General features: G+C 70.4%; 20 protein-coding genes. 13 read left to right on the top strand and 7 right to left on the bottom strand.

Annotated features, from left to right (window positions below):
• The first annotated feature begins 35 nt into the window (after window positions 1–35).
• Window positions 36–923 (top strand): SCO6745 family protein, encoded by an 888-nt coding sequence (locus AMYNI_RS0110445; protein WP_051116297.1) that lies wholly within the window; start codon window positions 36–38, stop codon window positions 921–923.
• Between the two features lie 62 nt (window positions 924–985).
• On the opposite strand, the gene AMYNI_RS0110440 is transcribed toward AMYNI_RS0110445, so the two are convergent.
• Window positions 986–2,200: a cytochrome P450 gene (locus tag AMYNI_RS0110440; protein WP_020667950.1), complete on the bottom strand. Its 1,215-nt coding sequence runs from the start codon at window positions 2,198–2,200 to the stop codon at window positions 986–988.
• A 592-nt stretch (window positions 2,201–2,792) separates the two neighbouring features.
• Here AMYNI_RS0110440 and AMYNI_RS0110435 point away from each other — a divergent pair.
• Genes AMYNI_RS0110435 through AMYNI_RS50510 form a run of 7 tightly spaced genes read left to right on the top strand, consistent with a single transcriptional unit; the run spans window position 2,793 to window position 11,566 of the window.
• Window positions 2,793–3,056, top strand: a complete 264-nt coding sequence (locus AMYNI_RS0110435) for a hypothetical protein (RefSeq protein ID WP_020667949.1) — start codon at window positions 2,793–2,795, stop codon at window positions 3,054–3,056.
• A 15-nt stretch (window positions 3,057–3,071) separates the two neighbouring features.
• Window positions 3,072–3,551 carry a hypothetical protein gene (locus AMYNI_RS0110430; RefSeq protein WP_026360265.1) on the top strand — a complete coding sequence of 160 codons (480 nt, stop codon included), beginning with the start codon at window positions 3,072–3,074 and terminating at the stop codon, window positions 3,549–3,551.
• Between the two features lie 3 nt (window positions 3,552–3,554).
• Window positions 3,555–6,521: an ATP-binding protein gene (locus AMYNI_RS0110425; protein ID WP_026360264.1), complete on the top strand. Its 2,967-nt coding sequence runs from the start codon at window positions 3,555–3,557 to the stop codon at window positions 6,519–6,521.
• 40 nt (window positions 6,522–6,561) lie between these two features.
• Window positions 6,562–8,700: a hypothetical protein gene (locus tag AMYNI_RS0110420; RefSeq protein WP_020667946.1), complete on the top strand. Its 2,139-nt coding sequence runs from the start codon at window positions 6,562–6,564 to the stop codon at window positions 8,698–8,700.
• 14 nt (window positions 8,701–8,714) lie between these two features.
• A complete protein-coding gene (locus AMYNI_RS0110415) occupies window positions 8,715–9,320 on the top strand; it encodes a hypothetical protein (RefSeq protein ID WP_020667945.1) in 606 nt (201 codons plus the stop codon).
• Between the two features lie 6 nt (window positions 9,321–9,326).
• Window positions 9,327–10,325, top strand: coding sequence for a C40 family peptidase (locus tag AMYNI_RS0110410; protein ID WP_020667944.1), 999 nt, complete (start codon window positions 9,327–9,329; stop codon window positions 10,323–10,325).
• Window positions 10,326–10,336: 11 nt separating this feature from the next.
• On the top strand, window positions 10,337–11,566 hold the full coding sequence (locus AMYNI_RS50510) for a hypothetical protein (protein ID WP_020667943.1): 1,230 nt from the start codon (window positions 10,337–10,339) through the stop codon (window positions 11,564–11,566).
• Here AMYNI_RS50510 and AMYNI_RS48105 read toward each other — a convergent pair.
• The gene (locus AMYNI_RS48105; RefSeq protein ID WP_084628658.1) at window positions 11,548–11,730 is read right to left on the bottom strand and encodes a DUF397 domain-containing protein; all 183 of its coding nucleotides are present in this window, start codon (window positions 11,728–11,730) and stop codon (window positions 11,548–11,550) included. The two genes, AMYNI_RS50510 and AMYNI_RS48105, sit on opposite strands and share 19 nt — an antisense overlap.
• 46 nt (window positions 11,731–11,776) lie before the next feature.
• Complete coding sequence (locus AMYNI_RS0110400; protein WP_040406772.1) at window positions 11,777–12,607, bottom strand: helix-turn-helix domain-containing protein; 831 nt, start codon at window positions 12,605–12,607, stop codon at window positions 11,777–11,779.
• Between the two features lie 115 nt (window positions 12,608–12,722).
• On the opposite strand from AMYNI_RS0110400, the gene AMYNI_RS48980 reads away from it, so the two are divergent.
• A complete protein-coding gene (locus AMYNI_RS48980) occupies window positions 12,723–12,896 on the top strand; it encodes a hypothetical protein (RefSeq protein WP_157357319.1) in 174 nt (57 codons plus the stop codon).
• A gap of 204 nt (window positions 12,897–13,100) precedes the next feature.
• Entirely contained in the window at window positions 13,101–13,301 is a 201-nt protein-coding gene (locus AMYNI_RS0110395) for a hypothetical protein (RefSeq protein WP_020667941.1), read from the top strand.
• A 13-nt stretch (window positions 13,302–13,314) separates the two neighbouring features.
• Here the strand turns inward: AMYNI_RS0110395 and AMYNI_RS0110390 are convergent, their stop codons facing one another.
• Entirely contained in the window at window positions 13,315–14,277 is a 963-nt protein-coding gene (locus tag AMYNI_RS0110390) for an ATP-binding protein (protein WP_020667940.1), read from the bottom strand.
• Window positions 14,278–14,413: 136 nt separating this feature from the next.
• Here AMYNI_RS0110390 and AMYNI_RS0110385 point away from each other — a divergent pair, with 136 nt between their 5' ends.
• Together AMYNI_RS0110385 and AMYNI_RS0110380 are read left to right on the top strand one after the other, a co-directional pair.
• Window positions 14,414–15,826 (top strand): RNB domain-containing ribonuclease, encoded by a 1,413-nt coding sequence (locus AMYNI_RS0110385; RefSeq protein ID WP_020667939.1) that lies wholly within the window; start codon window positions 14,414–14,416, stop codon window positions 15,824–15,826.
• Window positions 15,823–16,599 (top strand): helical backbone metal receptor, encoded by a 777-nt coding sequence (locus AMYNI_RS0110380; protein ID WP_020667938.1) that lies wholly within the window; start codon window positions 15,823–15,825, stop codon window positions 16,597–16,599. The genes AMYNI_RS0110385 and AMYNI_RS0110380 overlap by 4 nt, the downstream gene beginning before the upstream one ends.
• A 28-nt stretch (window positions 16,600–16,627) precedes the next feature.
• On the opposite strand, the gene pip is transcribed toward AMYNI_RS0110380, so the two are convergent.
• Together pip and panB are read right to left on the bottom strand one after the other, a co-directional pair.
• The gene (pip, locus tag AMYNI_RS0110375) at window positions 16,628–17,590 is read right to left on the bottom strand and encodes a prolyl aminopeptidase (RefSeq protein WP_020667937.1); all 963 of its coding nucleotides are present in this window, start codon (window positions 17,588–17,590) and stop codon (window positions 16,628–16,630) included.
• 264 nt (window positions 17,591–17,854) lie between these two features.
• Window positions 17,855–18,751, bottom strand: a complete 897-nt coding sequence (gene panB, locus AMYNI_RS0110370; protein ID WP_020667936.1) for a 3-methyl-2-oxobutanoate hydroxymethyltransferase — start codon at window positions 18,749–18,751, stop codon at window positions 17,855–17,857.
• 397 nt (window positions 18,752–19,148) lie between these two features.
• Between panB and lysX the strand changes: the two genes are divergently transcribed.
• Window positions 19,149–22,481: a bifunctional lysylphosphatidylglycerol synthetase/lysine--tRNA ligase LysX gene (gene lysX / locus AMYNI_RS0110365; protein WP_020667935.1), complete on the top strand. Its 3,333-nt coding sequence runs from the start codon at window positions 19,149–19,151 to the stop codon at window positions 22,479–22,481.
• 169 nt (window positions 22,482–22,650) lie between these two features.
• On the opposite strand, the gene AMYNI_RS0110360 is transcribed toward lysX, so the two are convergent.
• The gene (locus AMYNI_RS0110360) at window positions 22,651–23,187 is read right to left on the bottom strand and encodes a methylated-DNA--[protein]-cysteine S-methyltransferase (RefSeq protein ID WP_020667934.1); all 537 of its coding nucleotides are present in this window, start codon (window positions 23,185–23,187) and stop codon (window positions 22,651–22,653) included.
• Window positions 23,188–23,292 lie beyond the last annotated feature (105 nt).

The raw sequence follows: 23,292 nt of genomic DNA, 5'->3' as shown, positions 1-23,292 counted from the left end.
CAACCGGATTCATACCGCGCGGTATGCTCCGAATCATGGACGACGCCGAGGCCGCCAACATCTCGTACCGCTGCAACCGGGTGCTCGACCCGCTGCATTCGCTGAGCTACTTCGCCCCGGAGACCGAGCAGGCGCTGACCGGCGTCGGGCTGCGGCCGGGCCGAATGTGCTACTTCGCCGGACGTTCGGCGCCGATGGGCGCGGTCGGGCCGGAGACGGTGGCCGCCACGTTCTACAACTTCAACCCCGAGACGGTGGCCAAGTACATCCCGAGGGCGTGGACCCTGGCCGAGCCGGAGCGGGTCGTGCAGGCCCGCTTCGAGTCCGTGGACGCGGTGTTCACGCGACTGCTCGGGGCCGAGGTGCTCGCCTCCGCCGACCTGGCCGAAGCGGCCGAGCTGGCCCGTGCAGCGGTGGACGGCTGCGCACCGGAAGGGCGGCCGCTGTTCGCCGGACACCTCGGTGTGCCGTGGCCGACCGAGCCGCACCTGGTGCTCTGGCACGCGATCTCGCTGCTGCGGGAGTTCCGCGGCGACGGCCACATCGCGGCACTGGTGCTGCACGGCCTCGGTGGCCTGCAGGCGCTGATCACGCACACCGTGACCGGCCGTCAGTTCCTGCCGGAGGCCGCGAAGAAGAGCCGCGGCTGGTCCGACGAGCAGTGGAACGCCGCCTACGCCGGGCTGCGGTCGGACGGGCTGCTCGACGACCAGGACCAGCTGACCGAAGAAGGCACCGAGCTGCGGTCGAAGATCGAGGCCGCGACGAACGCGGCGGCCGCCGGCCCGTGGCGGGTGCTCGGCGAGGAGAAGTCGGAGCGGCTGCACGACCTCGGCCGCGCGCTGAGCCGCCAGGCGGTCGCCGCGGGCGCCTTCCCGGACGGCGTGTTCGCCAAGGGCGCCGGCCGCAACCGCGACTCCTAACCGGCAAATAGCCGACTTCTTGCCCTCCCCAAAAGGGCAAAAAGCCGGCTATTCGCCTTGGGTCACCAGGTGACGGGTAGGGAGTGCACGCCGTAGATGCTCATGTCGCCGCGCATCGGGATCTCCTCCGGCGGCACCGCGAGGCTCAGCTCGGGGAACCGCCGGAGCAGCGTGCGGTAGCCGGTCCGCATCTCGACCCTGGCCAGCTGCTGGCCGAGGCACTGGTGGATGCCGTGGCCGAAGCCGAGATGCCCGCCGGCGGGGCGGGTCAGGTCGAACAGCTCCGGCTGGTCGAACCGGCCGGGGTCCCGGTTCGCGCCGGGCAGGTAGAGCAGCGCGGTCTCGCCGGCCTTGAGCACCGTGCCGTCGAGCTCCACGTCCTCCAGCGGGGTCCGCTGGGTGCCGAGGTGGATGATCGTGAGGTAACGCAGCAGCTCCTCCACCGCGTTGTCCATCAGCGAGTCGTCGGCGCGCAGCGCGGCCAGCTGCTCCGGGTGCCGCAGCAGGGTGTAGGTGCCCAGCGCGAGCATGTTGGCGGTGGTCTCGTGCCCGGCCACCAGCAGCAGGAAGGCGACCCCGGTCAGCTCGGCGTCGGTCAGCTCGCCGCCGGTCACCAGTCCGCTGAGCAGGTCGTCGGTCGGTTCGGCGCGTTTGCGCGCCACCAACTCGTCGAGGAAGGCGAAAACCCGGCCGAACGCGGCCATCAGCTCCGGGATGGGGGTGTCCAGTTTGAGCATCGTCGCCGAGTCGCGCTGGAATCGGTCCCGATCCGCGTAGGGCACCCCGAGCAGCTCGCAGATCACCAGCGACGGGATCGGCAGCGCGTACGCGGGCACCAGGTCGGCGGGCGGGCCCTGCCGGTGCATCGCGTCGGCGTGCTGCTCGGCGATTTCCTGCACCCGCTCGGTCAGCTGGTTCATCCGGCGCACGGTGAACTGGCCGGTGAGCAGCCGCCGGAACCGGGTGTGGTCGGGCGGGTCCATGTGGATGAACTGGCCGGCCGGCATGTCTTCGAGCTTGAAGTCCTCGAGGTTGCGGCCGTTGTCCAGCGGCGTGTGCTTGAGCTCCGGCTTCGCGCTGAACCGCGGGTCGGCCAGTATCGCGCGCGCCGGCGCGTACCCGGTGACCAACCAGCCGGGGTTGCCGTCGGGGAAGGTCATCGCGCTGATCGGCTGGTCCTCCCGCAGCCGGGCGAAGTGCTCCGGCGGATCGAGGGGGCGTTCGCGGAGGATGTTCAGGCCTCGAACGGGTGAGCTGATCGGTTGGGTACCTGTCATCGGGCGCTCCTCGGGTGTGGCGGGAAGTCAGTCCGACGATACAGAAGTTTCATGAAGTTCTGAACTACGTCATGCAGGTGAATGTTGCCGAGCGACGGGGGAAATCCCCGGAACGGGAAAAACTCACCGGGAGTGACCGGATTCCGGCCGGTTCAGACGGGGGTGCCGGTGGGTATCGCCCTGTTGGCTGATCAACATCCGAGAGCCGGGTCAGTAGCAGCCGTGACGACAGGAGGTGAAGGATGCCGCCATCCGGGGCATGATTGACTGTGCGCACCATCCGGGCGTGCTGTCGCTCCTACCCAGAGTGAACAAGGACCACGCATGTGAGTGAGTCGATCTACACACTACGAAATCCGGGTGGCCGGGGTTAAACCTTGGCCTGGTTGCAACGATGATAGGGAAGACGAGTTTCAGTGAGATTGGCCGTAATGTGCGTCGAGCAGATGGTTTTGTGCCAACAGAGCGCGCTTTGACCGCTACAGCTCGTGACGCCATGATGTCCTAGACGGCACACTATGTTCTTGGAGAACCGCGGGGCTCGCCTGGCGAGGCCCCGCATGACCACGCTCCTCGCACCCGGGAGTACGCGATGACCACCATGACGCTTGTGCAACTGGCACAGGGCGAGATCAAGACCACCGGTGTCCGTGACTGGATGCTCGAGAACATCATCCCGTTGGTCCTGCTGGCGGTGGCCCTGCTGCTGCTCTGGCTGGGCGGCGGCAAGGGCGACAACGCGGGTGTGATGCGCCGGTTGGCCGGGGTGGTGATCGCGCTGGCGATCATCGGGCTCGCGGTCAGCGGGCTCGGTGTGAACGTCGGCGAATGGATCGCCGGCCTGTTCACCGGTTGATCCGGGCGTCCTGCTGTGCGTATTCGAACTGACGACGAGGTCTACCGGGTGGACGCCGTCTGGCTCGGACCGCCGAAGGCCACTTTCCCGTGGCGTGCCCGCTACGTCGCGTGGGGTGTGGGCATCCCGGTATTCCTGCTGGTACTGACGGTGGAGCGGCAGCTCGGACTCGGGTTCAGCTTCTTCTCGACAGCGTGGGCGTTCGTCGGCACCATTCTGATCACCAGGCTGATCACCGCGAAGATCAGCCACGAGCGGCCCCTCGGGGCGGTGCTGGCGATGTGGGTGCGCGAGCTGCATGCACCACGCGAGCGCACGAACGCGGAAGGGGGTGCCGTGAGCGCGAGCAAGGTCAGGATCCGCGCGCAGCGGCCGATCCCGAAGAACCGCCGTCGCAGCCGGCGAACCGGAGGTGGGCCCCCGTCCGGGGGCCGGCAACAGCCAGGCACATCACGAGCGCGCCGTAGCCGCACCGCGGTTCCGGCCGGGAGGTAGTCGTTGTTCGGTCGCGGCGCACGCCGGAAGAAGCGGGAGCAGGATCTGCGCCCGGGAGCCAGTGCATGGCAACCAGGTCAGATGCCGCAAGGCCGCCCGGTGCCACCGAAGCAGGCGAACACCACGCAGCGGGGCAGGCGACTGCCCGGCGAACAGGCCATTCCCACCTACACCCCGTCCATCGCGGCCCGCAGCATCGACGGGCACCTGCTGCGCACCGGGCACGAGGTCTACGCCTGGTACCGGCTCGCCCCCCAGCGCTGGTCCTTCCGCTCGGACTCGCAGCGCCGTGACCTGATCGCGGCGATCGCCGGACAGTACGCCGAGTTGCAGGGCCGCTGGCTGCACCTGCGCGTGACGAACCGGCCGTACCCGATCCGGATGTGGGCCGAGGCGCATGTGCACAACGCGCACGACCGGCCGCCGGACACTCCCGGCGCGCTGTCCTTCGACGACTACCTGATCGGCGAGCAGCAGCAGCTGATGGGCCGTTCGATGGCCGAAAAAGAGGTCTACCTCGGCGTCCAGGTGCAGACCAGGCGGATGATGGACCGCGCCGTGGAGCGCGCCGCACCGGTGCTGCGCAAGATCCTGCCGGAGGCGGTGGACGCCGAGCTGACCGCGCTGGACTCCGAGGTCGAGCATCTGGACCAGGTGATGGGCTCGGCCGGTTTCGAGGGCAGGCCGGCGGACGTCGAGGAGATGTCCTGGCTGATGCACCGGTCCTGCTCGCTCGGGCTGCCCGCGCCGCGGAACCTGCCCGCGGTGCCCGGTGCCGCCTGGGAACCGGAGGACCTGGCCAGCTTCACCGATGCCGCGGACTACCACTCCGAGCCCTACGCGCCGACCGTCACCGTGCGCGGCCGGACCGGTTCCAACGCCGGGGTGACCAGGCACCTGGCGGTGCTCACCGTCGGGCAGATGCACGGCCTGCAGATCCCGGAGGTGGACGACCCCTGGGTGCAGCACGCCGACCGGCTGCCCGCCTCGGTGGAGTGGTCCGCGCGGATCTACGTGCGACGGCCGGAGGAGGTCGCCGGCGAACTGCAGCGCCAGATGAACAAGGTGCGCTCGCAGGTCAAGCACTACACCGACGAGCACGAGCTGGAGCCGCCGCAATCGCTTGCGCGCCAGGCGTCCAGGGTGCTCGAGATCGACGACGAGATGACCTCCGGCTTCACCGCGCTGGCCACCAGGGTCCGGTCGTGGTGGCGGCTGGCGGTTTCCGGCCCGACCGAGCGCGACGCGCTGAAACTGGCCCAGCAGCTGCTCGACCTGTACAAGCCGAAGATCGCCATCGAGCACCCGGAGGCGCAGTACGCGCTGGCCAGGGAGTTCATCCCGGGCGAACCGCTGTCCTCGGCGGCGTACATGCGCCGGGGCTCGGTGGTCTGGACGGCGGCGTCGGTGCCCACCGCGACCGCCGAGGTCGGCGACCGGCGGGGCATCCTGCTCGGCGAGACCTGCACCGCGACCAGGCGGCCGGTGGCCTGGGACCCGTGGATGGCCCAGGAGATCCGGGACGGCTCCGGGCTGACCGCGATGGTGGCCGGCCTTGGTGGCGGGAAGTCCTTCCTCGGCGGCGGCATCGTCTACAAGACGCTGCGGGCCGGGGCGCACTGGACGATCCTGGACCCGTCCGGGCCGCTGTCCAAGCTCTGCGACCTGCCCGAGCTGCGGCCGTACGCCAGGCCGATCAACCTGCTCAACGCCGAGCCCGGCATCCTCAACCCGTATCGAGTGGTCGCCGAGCCGCTGCTCGAGCACTTCATGGACGAGGACGATCCGGAACGCTCCTGGCGGCGGGAAAGCGCGCTGGCCGGCGCGACCCGGCGGCGGCTGGTGCTGGACGTGCTGACCGGGGTGCTGCCCTACGAGGTGGCCAGGATGGCGCAGACCAGGATCGTGCTGCTGCGCGCGGTCCGCGCGGTCGGCGGCCGGTTCGACGCCGATCCCGGTCAGGTCATCGACGCGCTGCGCCGGGACTCCAGCGAGCACCACGAGCACGCGGTGGTGGTCGCCGACTTCCTGGACGAGATGCGCGAGCGGATGTCGCTGCTGATCCCGGAGGCCAACGAGGACCCGTACGCGGAGACCCGCGACGACCGGATGACGGTGCTTACTATGGCCGGACTGACGCTGCCGAAGGACGGGGTCGGCCGGGAGCACTGGACCGACGCCGAGTCGCTCGGCGTGGAGATGCTGAACCTGGCCGCCTGGCTGACCCAGCGGTCGGTGTACGAGAAGCCGAAGAACCAGCGCAAGGGTGTCTGGATCGACGAGGCGTTCTTCCTTTCCGAGGTGCCGACCGGCCGGGTGCTGATGAACCGGTTCGCGCGTGACTCGCGCAAGTGGAACGTCCGGGTGCTGCTGTCCTCCCAGATTCCCGCCGACTTCCTGAAGATCCAGGGTTTCGTGGCGCTGCTGGACTCGGTGTTCGTCGGGCGGTTGGACGACGACGACGCGCAGGCCGACGCGCTGCGGCTGCTCAAGGTCCCGGTCGGGGTCGGTTACGAGCAGGTGGTGGCCGCGCTGGGCAGGCGGCCGGGTGCTGCGCGGGGCGGCCTGGAACGCGACCGCGAACCGCGGCAGTTCATCTTCGGCGACGGTGCCGGCGGGGTGGAGCGGATCAGAGTGGACTTCAACGGTCCGCATCTGGAGCACCTGCGCGCCGCGATGGACACCACGCCGGGCGCGGTGCAGGAGCCGAAGCCGGCGAAACCGGGTTCCGAGCAGGGGCGGCGCGGCGTGGACGAAGCGGAACCGTACGTGTCGTCGCCGGACAACGGCAGCCGCAACGGCGACCTGGAGCACGACTTCGAGCTTGCCGCGGAGCTGGAGGTCGGGCTCACCGAGGAGCAGGTGCTGACCGAGCAGGTGCACGGCGGGCCGGCGCCGGAGAACGGCAGGCGCGAAGAGACCACATCGGCGGGGAAGCGCGGGAGCGGGACTGGCCGGGATGCGGCATGAGCACCCCTGTGTCACCCGGCGCTAGCGCGGGGAACCCGGCATGACGCTGCTGACCTTGCTGCTTGTGCTGTCCGTCGCGGCCGCGTGGCGGCTGCTTCGCCGTCAGCGTGCGATCCGAAGTTCCGCCGGCTCTTCGGCATCGCGCAAAAGACCCGGCAAGCTCGCCGCGCTGCTGCTGACGATCGCGGTACTCGGCCTGCAGGCCGTGATCACCGCACCGCCGGCGGCCGCCGCGGCCTGCGGTGAGGCGCCGAACCCGGAACGTCCCGGCTCCGGCATGGTCGGCGCGATCGACCCGCCGGAGGGCGACGGCGAGGCCGGCAGCACCTATGTCGACTACAGCTACGCCGGCATGGTGTGGAACGTCTTCGAGACGAATTGTGGCCCGCTTTCCGGAATCACCGACCCGAATTCGACGATCGACACCTGGGCCGGTAACCAGCTTTTCAACCTCGGCAAGAACATTGTCGGCGCGACCAATTCCCTGCATTACGCGGTCATGCAGGGTGGCCTGCTGAACCCGATTTACAACGCGGTCAAAACGGGTGCGGAAAAGGTCTACAACAACATTTACGGGCAGCTGTTCGGGCTGGCCGCGCTGCTGCTGGCGATCCTGATGTTCCGCAACATCTGGCGGGGTGACCTGTCCGCGGTCAGCAAGCGCGCGCTGTACGCGCTGGCCGCGGTCTGGCTTGCCGCGTCCTCGTTCGCCCTGCTGAGATATTTCGAGCCGGTGGACAAGGCGATCGTGCAGACCACCACGAACATCCAGGCCGGGTTCATCGACGAGTCGGACAGCCGGATCGCCCGCCATGTGCTGCCCACCGACCTGCACACGCAGATCGTCTACAACAACTGGCTGCGTGGTGAGTTCGGCGACCCGGCCTCGCCGCAGGCGCAGCAGTTCGGCCGTCCGCTGCTGGACGCGCAGGCCTTCACCTGGGACCAGCTCCGCAACGGGGACGACGCGAACCAGGCCGTCGTCGACGCGAAGAAGGCCGAGTTCAAGAACATCTCCACCCAGCTCGGCCCGGCCACCGGCTATTTCACCGGTGAGGACGGCAGCCGGACCGGCGCCGGTTTCCTGTCCTTCGGTCAGAGCCTGGTCTACTCGCTGTTCCAGCTGCTGGCCAAGGCCGCGGTGCTGCTGGCGCAGGTGCTGATCCGGCTGTTCACCCTGACCGCGCCGCTGATCGGCCTGGTCGCGCTGCTGCACCACGACATCCTGCGCCGGGTGGCGAAGGTGGTCGGCGCGGTGGCGTTCAACCTGGTCGTGCTGTCCGTGCTGGCCGGGGTGCACGCCCTGCTGCTCCAGGCGATCTTCAGCGCCGGCAACAACCTGTCCATGCTGATCCAGATGGTGATGGCGGGCATGGTCACCATCCTGCTGTTCGTGGTCGGGCGTCCGGTGCGGCGGCTGTGGCAGATGGTGGAGATGTCGGTGGGCATGGTCGGCGCCGCGGTGCCGTCCCCCAGCGGCGGGCTGTTCTCCAAGTTCCGCCGGAAGAACAACGGCCCGACCCCGCAGGACGAGTTCTGGCAGAACGTGCGCGACTCCGACGACACCATCGAGCCGCACGCGCGTGGGCCGATGGGGGCGACCGCCGGTGGCGGTCGGTTCCGGCCGGAGGCCACGGTGTTCGCCAACTCCCAGCGGCTGGACCGGACCCCCGGCAGCGGCCGGCCGGCCGCCGCGTGGTCCGGCGCGCCGTGGGGTGCCGCGGGTGCGGTGGCCGGTGCCGGCGCTCCGGCCGGGTTGCCGGCCGGTTCCGGTGGCGCCGCGGTGCTGCCCGGATCGGTGCCGCGCGGTGGCAGTCCAGGGGACTACGTGCTCGGTGCCGCCGGGGTGCCCGGCGACGGGCGCCACGCGGATGGCAGGCAGATTTCGGTGCCGGCCAGTCGCCGCGTGGACACATCGCCGGTGTACGACCGGAGCGACGATCCGGAGCCGGTGGTGGTGCCGTCGCGGATGGCGGCCAGCGGCCCGCAGCCCGCGGCGGCCTACACGGCGCCGCCTTCGTCGCCAGGCGGTCCCGTCGGTGAGCAGCCACCGCTGCCGCGGCCGCGGCGGGTGGATTCCGAGGTGGTGGCCGGAAAGCAGGTCTTCGTGGTGTATCGGCCGTCCCGTGGGCTGGAGGTCCGTGAGGACCTGCGGGACACCGACCGAGCAGTCCGGTAGGAGGTGCTCTTGTTATGCCGATCCGGACCAACCGTGGCCGGGCCGCGGTGTATCGGAGGCTGTGGGGCTGGCCGCTGCGCTCGCCGAAACATCTGACCGTCGCCATCGTGGTGCTGGCCGTGCTGATCACCGCGGTGGGCATCGTGCTGCCGAGGGTGGTCGGTGACTCCGGCAACGGCGCCGGCGGGCCGAGCGCGGCGGAGCCGTCCAGTGCCCCGGGTTCCGGGACCTCTTCGGAGCGGCCGGGGCCGATCCAGTCGGCGCAGCCGACCAGGCTGACCACGCCGCTGAAGCTGCCGACCGCGGCGCCGCCGAACCCGGAGGCGCTGCAGGTGGCCAAGGACTGGGCGACCGCGTGGGTGAACCACCCGGCCGGGATCACCAACGAGGCGTGGCTGCAGGGACTGGCGCCCTACACCACCGAGGAGTACCTGCCGCAGATGTCCTCTGTGGACCTCGCGAACCTGCCGGCCACCAAGCTGACCGGCGAGCCGGTCGCGAAGAACTCCTTGGTCAGCTCGCTGGACGTGGAGATCGCCACGGACGGGCCGAAGCTGAGCATCAAGGTGGTGCGGACCAACGCGGGCTGGCGGGTGGCTTCCTACGACGAGGCGAGCTGATTCGCCGTGCGGATCGGGGTTATCGCCGGCGTCCTGGTGGCGACGGCTTTCGCAGCGGTGGTCACCACCGGCACGGTGGCGAAGGTGATCACCGACCAGCAGGAGGCGCAGGCGCGCAGCGTGGCCAACGTCAGCTGCGACGCGGCGATCGGCCCGACCCAGCCCGGCCAGGGCAACCGCGGCGAGGTGGACGCCGGGAACCTGGACGAGCAGCAGCGCGGCACCGTTCAGGTGATCGTGGAGATCGGCAAGCAGCGCAGCCTGTCCCCGCGGGCGTGGCAGATCGCGATCCAAGCCGGGATGACCGAGTCCGGGCTGCGCAGCCTGGACTACGGCGACCGGGACTCGCTCGGCATCTTCCAGATGCGGCCGTCCATGGGCTGGGGCACGCCGGAGCAGGTCACGAACCCGGTGTACGCGGTGAACAAGTTCTACGACGTGCTGCTGGCGGTGCCGGACTGGGAGAAGCGGCGGCCCGGCGAGTCGGCGCAGGCGGTGGAGCGTTCGGGGTTCCCCGACCGGTACCACAAGTGGGAACCGATGGCCGTGCACCTGGTGGAGTACGTCGGCCAGGTGGCCGACGTGGTCGGCTGCGGCCAGGGCGCCGGTGCCGCGCTGCCGCCGAACGAGGCGGCCGCGGCGGCCATCCAGTTCGCGCTCGGTGAACAGGGCAAGCCGTATGTGTGGGGCGCGACCGGCCCGAACTCCTACGACTGCTCCGGGCTGATGCTGCGGGCCTACGAGTCGGCCGGGATCACTCTGGACCGGGTCTCGCGGGACCAGTTCAAGGACGGCGCGATGCTGCCGGTCGAGCAGGCGCAGCCCGGTGACCTGCTGTTCTGGGGCTACGACGAGTCCGACCCCAGCACCATCCACCACGTGGCGATGTACCTCGGCGACAACAAGATCGTGGAGGCCCAGCAGACCGGCGTGCCGGTGCACACCAGGGCGGTGTCCTGGGACGAGTCGGAGCTTTTGCCACAGGCTGTCCGTCCTGGCGTTTAGGATCGGACTCGATGGCCAGGAAATTCGGTAAGCGCGGTAAGGCGGAACGGGCTGGGGAGGACCCCGGCAACCTGTTCGGCGCACCCCAGCTGCCCCGGCATGCCGGGCCGCCGGCGTCCAGCACCCCGCTGGCCGACCAGCTGGCGCGGGGCTGGCCGGGGGTGGACGCCGGGTACGTGGTGCTGCCGAGGTCCATCGCCGAGTCGATGTCGCTGCCGTGGCAGCAGCAGATGGCCGGCCTGCTGGCCCAGTTCCACGAGGCGCACCGGCAGCTGTCCTGGCCGATCTACAAGGTGGTGCCGTCGCGGTACGAGCGGCTGGTCGACCTGGACGAGGAGCAGCTCGCCGAGGCCGGCTACCTGGTGGAGATCGACACCGAGGGCGAGATGGTCTACCGGGAGCGCAGCGGCCGCAAGGTCGGCGACCCGGCGAACACCACGGTGCTGGTGTCCTGCCTCGACCCGATCGTGCGACCGGGAACGGCGAGGCCGGGCCCGCCGCCGCACAGCCCGCCGCCCGGTGCCCCGCCGGGGCGCCCGCCGGTGATCGCCGGCCCGCCCCCGGTGCAGCCGCAGCCGCCCGCCCCGCCCGAGCCCGCGCCGCCGAGGACACCGGCACCGATGAACATCGGCCCGGCACCGGTCTGGCGCACCACCCCGACCCCGCCGAGCAACCAGCCTGAGCAGGCCCCGAACACGGCCACCCCGCCACCTGCCACCCCGCAGACTCCTCCCGCGCCGCCGTCGAACGCGGGCACCCCGCCGCCCGCCGCACCGCAGACTCCGCCCGCGCAGCCACAGAACGCGGCCACTCCGCCGCCCGCCACACCGCAGACTCCACCTACGCCGCCGCCCGGTGCCGCCGGGCCGACTCCGCCTTCAGGTGCGGTCGGGGCCACGCCGCCTTCGGGCGCCGCCGGGGTCCCCTCGCCGCCCGGCGGCACACCGCTGCCCCCACTGCCGCCGCCACCCACCGCGCCGTCGGTCAAGCCACCTCCGGCTCCTCCCGTCGCGCAGCCGCCTGCTCGCCCGGCGTCGAAGTTCGCCGCCAAGCCCCCGGCCACCCCGCCGCCCGCGAACCAGGACACCGACACGCCGCCACGCGGCTTCCAGCGTCCGACGGCCGAACGCGGCTGGTTCGACGAGCTGTCCGATGCGAAGGAAGCGGAGAAACCGGCCGAGGGCAACGAGTTCGGCCCCACCGGCGATCCGACCGAGATCCCCTACAAGTACCGCCGCTGACGCACGCTGTGCAGAAAGTCCGCCCATGCGGCCGCAGGCACAACCAGCACGCCGCCATCGGGCTGCTTCGAGTCGCGTACAGCAACCGAAGGCGCAACAAACGCCACCTCGACACAGTTGCCGTTGCCGCCCTGACCGCTGCGAGTGCTCTTGCGCCACACCATGGCGGATTGGTCGGTGGCCACAAGAATCGCCTCTCCTGCAAACGGCTTAGAGTTCCGTGAACACCTGCTCGATCAGCCGGACCGACTCCGCGGGCGGCAGCGCCGTCGCGCTCAGGTGCTTGAAGATAAGCTTAGCTTCCCGCACCTTTTCGATCTCCTCGATATGCACCGAGCCGGTCGGGTGCTCGATGTACATCATCTCTGGGTCATCGGGCTCCGGGAAGGTCAGCAAAGTGAACGCACCGCTCATCGCGGTATGCGCGCCCTGTCCTGCTGGAAATACCTGGAGCAGCACGGTAGGTAAGTCCGCCATCGTCACCAGGTGCCGCAGTTGGGTACGCATCACGTCGTGTCCGCCCACCACCCGGCGCAGCGACGATTCGTCCACGATGGCGTGCAGGTGGAGCTGGTTCTCCTCGTCGGTCAATCGTTCCTGACGTTTGAGGCGAACGGTCACGTGGTCAGCGCTGCGCCTCGTGGGGAGGTACCAGCCACTGAACTGGGCCCGCATGTAGTCCTTGGTCTGTAAGAGCCCGGGAATGCTGATTATCTGGAAGTCGAGCACCCGGCCTGCTTCGGTCTCCATATCCACATAACCCTGGTCCGACACATCGAAGCTTCGTAGCCAGCTCTTCTTGGCGGCGTCGCGGGCGAGGTCGATGAGGCCGGGCTCGTAGTGGTCGTAGACGTCCATCATCGAGCGGACCAGATGTACATCGGCGAGGGTTTCGCCGATCTCGATCCGGTGCAGGCTGGTGCGGGTCTTGTCCAGCAGGGGCGCGGCGTCGTCCAGGGTCAGCCCGGCGCGTTCGCGCAGCGCTTTGAGCTTGCGCCCCAACCGGCGCTTGCGAAACGTGGGGCTGGATCGCCCGGACACGGTGTCGACCTCCCTACGCACGGTGACAAACCATGATCGCACCGGGATGGGCGAAACCGGGATTTCCGGATTTCGGCGCGGCGGGGTCGTCCGTCCTGTCCGGACACTCGGTCGCATGTCGAAGGAAACCGCATCGGGCGTGGATTGGTGCGAGAGCGAGGGACTCCGGCACCGCGTCGTGGAAACCGAGCGCAACCGTGAGGGTGCGATCATCCGCACCGCGTGCGGGAGATGGCTGATCCCGGACGTGACGCGGCGGGCGGCTGTCTGCGAGGGGTGCGCGTCGTGAAGAAACCGTGGATGCACCCCAGGCCGGGGGAGACCGACGAGCAGCGCCGCGCCCGTTGCCGGCGTACGTGCTACTACTGCGGCCTTGAGGATTCGGACGTTTGGGCGTCCTTGCGGCACGAGACCGCCTGCCCGAAGGATCCGGCCAACCAGCCGCTGCCCCTGCCGGGATGACAGAACTCGCGCCGGATGCGAGGCTCAGACCATGGCACAGGACGAGGACCCGAACCCGGATCAGGGCTGGTACTACAACACCAGGACCAACCAGGTCGAGCATCACGACCGGGGCCGTTCGATCGACCTGCTCGGCCCCTACCCCGACGAGGCCACCGCCCGTCGCGCCCTCGAAATCGCCCGCGAGCGCACCCGCAAGGCGGACGCCGACGACGCCTCCTGGAACGACTGACCGCGGCAGCCCGTCAGGGGTTGGCGAGCAGCGGCGGGCCGAGGACGAAGTCGGGGTCGACCTGGGTGGCCAGGTCGTGGCCGGCGCGTTCGTTGCCCCAGGCCGCGGCGTTGCGCAGGTGGAACTCGATCGCCTGGCGCTGGAAGCGGTCCCAGTCCCGCTGGGTGGCGTCCACAGTGGACAGCATGGTGCTCAGCGCGTCCAGGTTGTGCTTCTCCAGTGCGGAAATCGGCCGGGGCCTGCCTCGTTCGGCGGCCCGCACGTGGCCGGAGGTCTCCAGCCAGCACAACAGGTCCGAGCCGAGCTGTTCACGCAGGAACTCGACGTCCTCGGCGTCGGTCACCTTGTTCCCGACCACGGCGAGCTGGACACCGAAGTCCCGCGCGTAGTCGGCGTACTGCCGGTAGACGCCGACGCTGCGCACGGTCGGCTCGCAGACCAGGAAGGTCACGTCGAACCGGGTGAACAGGCCGGACGCGAAGGCGTCCGCGCCCGCGGTCATGTCCATCACCACGTACTCGGACTCGTCGTCGATCAGGTGGTTCAGCAGCAGCTCGGCCGCGCCGACCTTCGAGTGGTAGCAGGCCACCCCGAGATCGTCCTCGGTGAACCGGCCGGTGACGGCGAGCCGGACACCGGCCACCTCGCGGAAGCAGGCGTCGGTGATCGGGTTGTCCTCGAACGGCCGCAGCAGCCGCGAGCCCCGGCCTGCCGGAGTGGTCTTGATCATCGCGTCCGCACTGGCGATCCGCGGGTTGTCGCCGCGCAGGTACTCCTTGATCAGCGGCAGGTGCGCGCCGAGGGTGGGCAGCGCCGCGGCCTCGTCCTCGGTACCGCCGAGCGCCACCGCGAGGTGCTGGTTGATGTCGGCGTCGATGGCCAGTACCGGATGGGCGGTGCCGGCGACATATCCGGTGAACAGCGCGGACAGCGTGGTCTTCCCGCTGCCGCCCTTGCCGACGAAGGCGACCTTCACTTGTCAGTACCCCTTCAGGTTGAACATGGGAGCGGTTTTCATTTCGCTTGGACGACAAGTTACACCCAGGTTGCCTACGCCCGATCGAGCGATGGAGTGCCCCCGCACGGGCTATGGTGCAGGGGTGCCCTCTGTCGTGATACGCACGCATTCCGCAGGCGGTGACTTCGGCCCGTTGCGCGCGGAGTTCGAGTTGCCGGGGGCTTTCACGGCCGAGGTGCTGGCCGAGGCGGAGGCCGCGGCGATCGACCCGATCGAGTCCGCGGCCGCCCGGCTGGACGCCACAGCGCTACCGCTGGTCACCATCGATCCGCCCGGATCCAAGGATCTGGACCAGGCGATGCTCATCGAGCGGAGGTCCGCAGGCTTCCGGGTGCACTACGCGATCGCCGACGTTGCCGCGTTCGTCCGGCCCGGCGGCGCGATGGATCTGGAGGCGCGGCGCCGGGGCCAGACCCTGTATCTGCCCGACGGCAACGTGCCGCTGCATCCGCCGGTGCTGTCCGAGGGGGCGGCGAGCCTGCTGCCCGGCGAGGTCCGGCCGGCCGTGCTGTGGACGGTCGAAACGGACAACTCCGGCGAGCTTCGTTCGGTGCTGGTGCGCCGCGCGTTGGTCCGTTCCACCGTGCAGTTCGACTACGAGACCGTGCAGGCCGATCTGGACGCGGGCACCGCGCATCCCTCGGTCGCCGCCTTGCCCGAACTCGGCAGGCTGCGCCGCGAGCTGGCCGTCCGCCGCGGCGGGGTGGAGCTTCAGCTGCCGGAGCAGGAAATCACCGCGGACTCGGACGGCGAGTGGGTGCTCGCCCGGCGGCCGCGGAACCAGGTGGACGCCTGGAACGCGGAGATCTCGCTGCTCACCGGCATGGCCGCGGCGAACATCATGATCGAGGCGAAGGTCGGGGTGCTCCGCACCCTGCCCGCCGCGGAGGCCGAGGCGGTGGACTGGCTGCGCCGCTCGGCGCACGCGCTCGGCATCGACTGGCCGGAACACGTCAGCGTGTCCGAGCTGCTGGCCGGGCTGGATCCGCGGCGGCCGGAGTCGCTGGCGCTGTACGCGGACACCACGCGGCTGCTGCGCGGCGCCGGCTACACCTCCTTCGACGGCGAGCTGCCCGAGCTGACCGCGCACGCCGGGATCGGCGGGGCGTACGCGCATGTGACCGCGCCGATCCGGCGGCTGGTGGACCGGTTCGCCACCGAGGTCTGCCTAGCGGTGACCGCCGGCAGGCCGGTGCCGGACTGGGTGCGCGCCGCGCTGACCGCGCTGCCGGACGAGATGAGCGCGTCGGACACCCTCGCGGCCAGGGTCGAGCGGGCCTGCCTGGACCAGGTCGAGGCGTGGACGTTGGCCGAGCGGATCGGCGGCACCTTCGAGGCGGTGGTGCTGCGGGCCGAGGAGAACCGGGCCGAGGTGATCATCGAGGACCCGCCGGTGATCGCGAAGTGCAGCGGAGAACGGCTGCCGGAGGGTGCCCGGATCCAGGTGCGGCTGACCGCGGTCGACGTCGAGCGGCGCAAGGTCGCGTTCGAGCGGGTGCCCGCATGATCGACGATCTCGGCGAGGACGTGCCGCTGACGGAGGCGCCGTCGCGGGTGGTGTCGCTGGTGCCCTCGTTGACCGAGGCGGTGCAGGTGAGCGCGCCGGGCAGGCTGGCCGGGATCACCGACTACTGCACCCATCCGGCCGGGCTCGAGCTGCCGCGGGTCGGCGGCTCGAAGTACCCGAAGGTGGACGAGGTGCTCGAGCTGCACCCGGACCTGGTGCTGGCCAACTCCGAGGAGAACCGGCCCGAGGACGTGGAACGGTTGCGGGGCAACGGGATTCTGGTCTGGGTGATGGCCGCGCCGGGTACCGTGCCGGACGCGCTCGGCTCGCTTCGCCGGCTGCTCACCCAGGCCTTCGAGCTGGCGGAGCCGGAATGGCTGGTGGCCGCCGAGGAGATCTGGCGCGAGACCGTGCCACCGCGGGCGACGGCCGTGGTCCCGGTCTGGCGCAAGCCCTGGGTGGTGCTCGGCCGGGAGACCTTCGGCGGCGACGTGCTGCACCGGCTCGGCGTGACCGGGGCGTACGCCGGACATGCCGAGCGCTACCCGCGGCCGAAGCTGGACGAGCTGCGGGCCCGGTTCGAGCGGGGCGAGGCGGATCTGCTGGTGCTGCCGGACGAGCCGTACGAGTTCACCGCGGAGGACGGCCCGGAGGCTTTTCCCGGAGTGCGGTACCTGCTCGTCTCCGGCCGGTACCTCACCTGGCATGGACCGTCCCTTGTGGACGCACACCGCGAGCTTTCCACCGCACTCGACTCCTTGCTGGGGTCGTGAGTGAAAAGTGTTGCCGGGACAACACTTTTCACTCACGAGGGCGGAAATCGTCGGTGGCCTGGCGGAGGTTGCGCAGGATGCTGTGGTCGTTGACCGCGTGCCCGGCGGTGTTCACCAGGATCAGCCGGGAGTCCGGCCACGCCTGGTGCAGCTCGTACGCGGTCACCGGCGGGCACACCGCGTCGTAGCGGCCCTGCACGATGACGCCGGGAATGCCGGCCAGTTTCGGCGCGTCCCGGATCAGCTGGCCCTCCTCCAGCCAGGCGCCGTGGCCGAAGTAGTGCAGCGCGATCCTGGCGAAGGTCAGCGCGAAGGCGGGCCTCGCGTAGTCGGCCACGAAGCCGCGTTGCGGGATCAGTGAGACGATCGCGCCTTCCCAGCTGCTCCAGGCGATCGCGGCGCGCTCGCGGACGGCTTGGTCGGGGTGGTGCAGCAGCTCGCGGTAGGCGGCCATCGGATCGCCGCGCAGCTCGTCCGGGATCGGCGCCAGATACTGCTGCCACGCGTCCGGGAACAGGTGCGCGGCGCCGCCGTTGTAGATCCACTCCAGCTCGCTCCGCCTGGCGGTGAACACGCCGCGCAGCACGATCTCGGACACCCGCTCCGGATGGGTTTCGGCGTAGGCGAGCGCCAGGGTGGCGCCCCAGGAACCGCCGAAGAGCTGCCAACGGTCGATGCCGAGGTGCGTGCGGAGCCGTTCCATGTCGGCGACCAGGTGCCAGGTGGTGTTCACGGACAGGTCGGTGCCGGGCTCGGTGGCATGCGGGGTGCTGCGGCCGGCGCCGCGCTGGTCGAACAGCACGATCCGGTAGGCGTCGGGGTCGAAGTGCTGCCTTGCCATCGGCGCCGCCCCGCTGCCGGGGCCGCCGTGCAGCACCACCGCCGGTTTGCCGGCCGGGTTGCCGCACACCTCCCAGCAGACCGAATGGCCGTCGCCGACGTCGAGCATGCCGTTCTCGTGCGGGTCGATCGGCGGGTACAGGTCGTCCATCCGGCCTACTGTGCCGGGTGCCGGCGGCTCGGGAAAGGTGGGGGCCCGCCCCCGCCGCCAAGGGTGAGCGGGCCCCCGTCCGGGGGGCGGTCAGCCGCCGCTTGCGCGCATCGAGACCTCCTCGCCGAGGACCTGAACCGTCGCGGTGCGTAAACGTTAAGGTACTTTACGAAGGCCGTCAAGAGCCTGATTTCTATTCATGTACATGAACAATTTGCGCCGAAAAGGGACGAGCCCAACGTCACATTGGGCTCGTCCGGTTGCTCAGTGGAAGGCGTGCTCCGCGGCGGGGAACTCGCCCCGGCGGACGTCCTCGGCGAACGCGGTCGCCGCACCGGACAGCACGCCGGCGAGGTCCGCGTAGCGCTTGACGAACCGGGGCGCCTTGCCGCGGCGCAGTCCGGCCATGTCCTGCCACACCAGCACCTGCGCGTCGCAGTCCGGGCCGGCGCCGATGCCAACGGTCGGAATGCTCAGCTCGTGGGTGACCCGCTTGGCCGCCTCGGCCGGCACCATCTCCATCACCACCGCGAACGCGCCGGCCTCCTGCAGGGCGACCGCGTCGGCGAGCAGCACGTCCGCCGCCTCGCCGCGGCCCTGCACCCGGTAGCCGCCCAGGTTGTGCTCGCTCTGCGGGGTGAAACCGATATGCCCCATCACCGGCACCCCGGCCGAGGTCAGCGCCTCCACGTGCGGCGCGAACCGGCGCCCGCCCTCGAGCTTGACGGCGTGCGCACGGCCCTCCTTCATGAACCGGACCGACGTGGCCAGCGCCTGTTCCGGGGAGAGCTGGTACGAGCCGAACGGCAGGTCGGCAACGACCAGCGCTCGTTTCACCGAACGAGTGACGCCGCGGACCAGCGGCAGCAGCTCGTCCACCGTCACCGGCAGCGAAGTGTCGTAGCCGAACACGTTGTTCGCGGCCGAGTCGCCGACCAGCAGCACCGGAATACCGGCCTCGTCGAACAGTTCCGCGGTGTACATGTCGTAGGCGGTGAGCATCGGCCACGGCTCCCCGCGTTCCTTGAGCTCCCGCAGATGGTGGATCCGCACCTTCTTGCCGGGCTGTGTTGAACCGGAAGTCGAACCGGAAGTCGAACCGGAACCGGGGCCGCTGCCGTAGGGCGCGGTCACCTCGCCGGACTGGGGCTGGGTAGACATCTTTGTCGACCGTCCTTCCCTCGGGGCCTCGGTGAGGTCCCCGGGTCGTGGAACAGGGAGCTCAAGCGTCGCACCCCGCTACACGCCGTCCCAAGGTCCTGCGACCAGCTTCACACCACCGTGCGGCACCGGCCGCTCGCGCACCGCAGCCGCGAAACGGGCATCCGGCCACTTTCGTGTGGTCCGGCGTGCGGACGAACCGGATCTGGTGTGCGCTGCGTAATCAACCAGCCAAAATGGACACTTCGTGCGGGAACACCCTGGTATGCGGGCGTTCTGTGTCCAGGAGAAGCATGGCACGGACGCGGGTCAGCCTCGCGGATGATGCGCGGTGACCCGGCGGGCGGCTTGACTCGCCGGGGAGTTCTGGTGGCGAACGGGAGGGCTGGTACCGGCGATGAGCAGACCGACGACCGAGTGGACCTCCGGCGTGCCGGTGTGGAAGCGCACGGCCGGCGGGGTGACGGCGACCGTGGTGCAGCTCGGCGCGGTGAGCTCGCTGATGCTGCTCCTGTTCGGCGACGGCCATCCCGGGTTCCGCCGCGCGGTGATGCAGATCTTCTGGCCGGTCAGCATCCCGGTCGACTCGAACCTGGTGATCGCGCTGACGCTGGCCGTGCTCGGCGCAGCGCTGCGAAGGCGCAAGCGGGCCGCGCTCTACACCCTGGTGCTGTTCCAGCTCGGCGGCCTGGCGCAGCTGCTGTTCACCCAGGCCGCACTGCTCTGGTGGCCGGGCCTGCTGGCACTGGAACGGCACGAACTGGCCGAAATCTCGAGCAAGATGTGGTGGCTGACCGCGATCGACGTGCTCGCGGTCGCGCTCACCTTCTTCCTGCTCGCGCTGCGCCCTGCGTTCCCGGCTCAGCTCGCGCCCGGCGCCGGGCGCCGCGGGCTGACCGTACTGGTCGCCGGCATGGCCGCGGTGGTGGTCTTCGGCTGGGCGTTGACCGAGGTCTTCCCCGGTTCGCTGACCGACGTCGGGGAACGGTTCGCCTGGGCGGCCAACCACGCCACCGGTGAGCTGCTGCGGCTGCGCCGGCTCGGCGTCGGCGAGGGACCTGGCTGGCTGGACCTGCTGCTCGACCTCGGCGGCACGGTCGCGGTGGCGGCCGCGCTGTACGTGTTCTTCCGCGGAGTCCGAAGTAGACGGTTGCGCAGCAACGACGAGGAACTGCGGCTGCGCCGGCTGCTGGCCGAATACGGCGAGCCGGACTCACTGGGCTATTTCGCCACCAGGCGGGACAAGAGCGTGGTGTTCGCGCTGTCCGGCCGGGCCGCGGTGACCTACCGGGTGCTGGCCGGGGTCAGCGTGGCCAGCGCGGACCCGATCGGCGATCCGGAGGCGTGGCCGCAGGCGGTGCGGGAGTGGCTGGCCGAGGCGCGCCGGTTCGGCTGGACGCCCGGAGTGCTCGGCGCCAGCGAACGCGGCGCGCGCGTCTACACCGCGGCGGGGCTGAAGGCGCTGGAAATCGGAGACGAGGCGGTGCTCGACGTCCGCGAGTTCAGCCTCGCCGGGCCGGAGCGGCGCTCGATCCGGCAGGCGGTGAGCCGGGTCGAGCGAGCCGGTTACACCAGCAGGGTGCGACGGCACTCGGAGATTCCGCGGCAGGAGATGGCTCAGCTGCTCGCGCTGGCCCAGCAGTGGCGCGGCGCGGGCACCGAACGCGGGTTCTCGATGGCGCTGTCGCGGCTCGGCGACCCGTCCGACGGGCGCTGCGTGATGGTCGAGGCGTATGACGCGAGCGGACGGCTGCGCGGGCTGCTTTCCTTTGTGCCGTGGGGAAGGCGCGGGCTTTCGCTGGACCTGATGCGCCGTGACCGCGACGCCGGGAACGGGCTGAACGAGTATCTGCTCGCCGAGCTGGTGGCCGGCGCGGCCCGGTACGGCGTGCAGCGGATCTCGCTGAACTTCGCCATGTTCCGCGCGGTTTTCGCGGCGGGGGACCGGATCGGCGCCGGCCCGGTGCTGCGCGCGTGGCGAACCGTGCTGAGCGTCGCGTCCCGGTTCTTCCAACTGGAGTCGCTGTACCGGTCCAACGCGAAGTACGGGCCGGGCTGGGAACCCCGGTTCGTCTGTTACGGCAGCACGCGGAAGCTGCCGAGGGTGGGCCTGGTCGCCGGTGCGCTGGAGGGTTTCGTGCCGGGTGCCGGCGGCCCCGTCCGCGGCTTGCGCGGCGACGGCGTGAGCGACGAGTTCGTGGCCGAGGTCCGCCGGATCGACGAGTCCGTGGCGAAGAAGACGCCCCGACCGGCTCGGCGGCCGGAGCAGGTCCGGGTGCGGATCGCCAAGCTGGATCGGTTGCGGGAGAGCGGAATCGACCCGTACCCGGTGGGCTTCGAGCGTGACACGCGGCTCGGTGCGGTGGTGGCGAGGTTCGGCGGGCTGGCGCCGGGCGCGCACACCGGGCACCGGGTCAGGGTGACCGGCCGGGTGGTGGCGATCCGGGACCTCGGCGGGCTCTGTTTCGCGCGGCTCCGGGATTTCAGCGGCGAGCTGCAGCTGATGCTGAACGCCGACCGGCTGCCGCTCGGCGGCTGGCGTGACGGGGTGGACCTCGGCGACCAGCTCGGCGTCTCCGGCGAAGTGGTCAGCTCCGAGCGAGGCGAGCTTTCGGTGCTGGTCGACGAGTGGACGGTCACCGCGAAATGCCTGCATCCCTTGCCGGACAAGCGAAAGGGCCTGACCGACCCGGAGACGAAGGTGCGTCAGCGCTATCTGGACCTGGTGGTGAACCCGGATTCGGCGCGGTTCCTGCGGTTGCGCTCGGTGGTGGTGCGCGCGGTGCGGGAACGGCTGCATTCGAAGGAGTTCCTCGAAGTCGAGACGCCGATGCTGCAGACCGTGCACGGCGGCGCGAACGCCAGGCCGTTCGTCACCCACATCAACGCCTACGACATGCGGATGTACCTGCGCATCGCGCCGGAGCTGTACCTCAAGCGGCTGTGCGTGGCCGGGGTGGAACGGGTTTTCGAGCTGAACCGCAACTTCCGCAACGAGGGCGTGGACGCCACGCACAATCCCGAGTTCACCATGCTGGAGGCGTACCAGGCCTACGCCGACTACGGCACCATGCGCCGGCTCACCCGCGAACTCGTGCAGCAGGCGGCGGAAGCCGCGTACGGCGCGCAGATCGTGCGGCGGCCGGACCGGGACGGCCGGACCGTCGAGCACGACATCTCCGGTGACTGGCCGGTGATCCGGGTGCACGACGCGGTTTCGCGGGCGCTGGGCGAGGAAATCGACCCCGGCACCTCGCCGGAACGGCTGCGCGCGCTGTGCGCCGCAGCCGGGGTGCCGGTCGGCGACCAGGTCGGGGCTGGCGACCTGGTGCTCAAGGCGCACGAGCACCTGGTGGAGCCGAACACCGTGCTGCCGACCTTCTACACCGACTACCCGACCGAGGTGTCCCCGCTGACCCGGCAGCACCGCGACGACGGCAGGCTCGCCGAGCGCTGGGACCTGATCGCGTTCGGCGCCGAGATCGGCACCGCGTACTCCGAGCTGACCGACCCGATCGAGCAGCGCCGGCGGCTGGAGGCGCAGTCGCTGCTCGCCGCCAGCGGGGACGTCGAGGCGATGGAACTGGACGAGGACTTCCTGGTGGCGCTGGAACACGGCATGCCGCCCACCGGCGGGCTCGGCCTCGGCATCGACCGGCTGCTGATGATGCTCACCGGCGCGTCCATCCGGCAGACCGTGCTCTTCCCGTTCGCCCGGCCCCGATCGTGATCTCTCCTGGAATCGGCCCAATGTGACGTTTGGCCAATAGAAGACACCAAACGTCACATTGGGCTCGTACGGCTTGGGGCGGGAAGCCGGTAGTTCTCCGCTCAGAATCTTGCGGGACACCCGCACCCGATCGATGGGGGCATGCGCAAAAAGCCTCGCATGCCCCATCTCAGAACAGGGTGGGCGCGTCGTCCTGCGCGCCTTCGATCACCAGCATCCGGTGTTTGGTGTCGGTGCCGCCGTTCGCGGAGAACCCGCCCATCTTGCCGCCGGCCGCGAGCACCCGGTGGCAGGGCACCACGATCGGCACCGGGTTGCGGCCGAGCGCCTGGCCCACCGCGCGGGCCGAACCCGGCGCGCCGAGCCTGGCCGCGATGTCGCCGTAGGTGAGCGTGGCACCCGGCGGAATGGTGCGGGCGACCTCGTACACCCGCCGGTGGAACTCCGGTACCTCGCGCAGATCCACCTCGATGCCGGAGAGGTCGGTGCGGTCGCCTGCCAGCAGCCGCACCATGTCGTCGATCGCGCGCCGCACCTCCGGCGTGGGCGCGGCCTCCGGGGTGCCGCGGAAGTACCGCAACAGCCGCGCCCTGGTCCGCTGCGGGCTGCCCTCCGGCAACTGGACGTGCACCAGGCCGTGCTCGCCCCAGGCCACCCCGCAGTGGCCGATCGCGGTCTCGAACAAGGTGTAGCCCGATGCCGTCATGGACCGAGCCTAAGCCAGGGCACCGACGAAAGTGCGCTGCCCGGGAGGCCGGGCAGCGGCTAGGTTCTCCTGCATCCGGGAGAAACCGGGGACTGGGAGGACGGG

Source organism: Amycolatopsis nigrescens CSC17Ta-90 (assembly GCF_000384315.1).
GTDB lineage: Bacteria > Actinomycetota > Actinomycetes > Mycobacteriales > Pseudonocardiaceae > Amycolatopsis > Amycolatopsis nigrescens.
This window is presented reverse-complemented; position numbering and strand designations above follow the sequence as displayed.